This is a genomic window from Polaromonas sp. AET17H-212 (genome assembly GCF_002379085.1).
Lineage (GTDB): Bacteria > Pseudomonadota > Gammaproteobacteria > Burkholderiales > Burkholderiaceae_C > Polaromonas.
Genome location: NZ_NBZW01000070.1, coordinates 1 through 1,096, shown reverse-complemented (window position 1 = coordinate 1,096; position 1,096 = coordinate 1). Strand labels below are relative to the sequence as shown.

Annotated in this window: 1 protein-coding gene; it reads right to left on the bottom strand. The window is 62.0% G+C overall.

All coding sequences use genetic code 11. The annotated features are described in order from the left end of the window. Positions 1-1,092 (bottom strand): elongation factor Tu (gene tuf / locus B7G53_RS22275; protein WP_096671803.1); only part of this gene is annotated, 1,092 nt, incomplete at its 3' end. Positions 1,093-1,096: the final 4 nt, after the last annotated feature.

The following is a 1,096-nucleotide window of genomic DNA, read 5'->3' as shown; positions in this document are numbered from 1 at the left end:
CTTGACGGTGATCGACACGTTGTCGCCTGGCATGACCATTTCCTTGCCTTCTGGCAACTCGATCGCACCGGTCACGTCCGTCGTGCGGAAGTAGAACTGGGGACGGTAGTTGTTGAAGAAAGGGGTGTGGCGGCCGCCCTCGTCCTTGGACAAGACATAGATCTCGCCCGTGAAGTGGGTGTGCGGCTTGATCGAACCGGGCTTGCACAGCACCTGGCCGCGCTGGACGTCTTCGCGCTTGGTGCCGCGCAGCAAGATACCGACGTTGTCGCCGGCCTGGCCCTGGTCGAGCAGCTTGCGGAACATTTCCACGCCGGTGCAGATGGTTTTCTGGGTATCGGCAATACCGACGATCTCGATTTCCTCGCCGACCTTGACCACACCGCGCTCGATACGGCCGGTCACGACGGTGCCGCGGCCGGAGATGGAGAACACGTCTTCGACGGGCATCAGAAAGGCGCCGTCCACGGCACGCTCTGGCAGGGGGATGTAGGTGTCGAGGGCGTCAGCCAGCTTCATGATGGCCTGCTCGCCCAGGGGACCTTTGTCGCCTTCCATGGCGAGTTTGGCCGAGCCGTGGATGATGGGGGTGGCATCGCCGGGGAAGTCGTACTTGTCGAGCAGCTCGCGCACTTCCATCTCAACGAGTTCGAGCAGTTCGGCGTCGTCGACCATGTCGCATTTGTTCAGGAACACGATGATGTAAGGCACGCCAACCTGGCGCGCCAGCAGGATGTGCTCGCGGGTCTGGGGCATGGGGCCGTCAGCGGCCGAGCACACCAGGATCGCGCCGTCCATCTGGGCGGCGCCGGTGATCATGTTTTTCACATAGTCGGCGTGGCCAGGGCAGTCGACGTGGGCGTAGTGGCGGTTGGCCGTTTCGTATTCCACGTGGGCGGTGTTGATGGTGATGCCGCGGGCTTTTTCTTCGGGAGCCGCGTCGATCTGGTCGTAACCTTTGGCTTCGCCGCCGAACTTGGCTGCGAGCACGGTCGTGATCGCTGCCGTCAGGGTGGTCTTGCCATGGTCAACGTGCCCAATCGTGCCGACGTTGACGTGCGGTTTGGTCCGCTCAAATTTGCCTTTTGCCATTTTT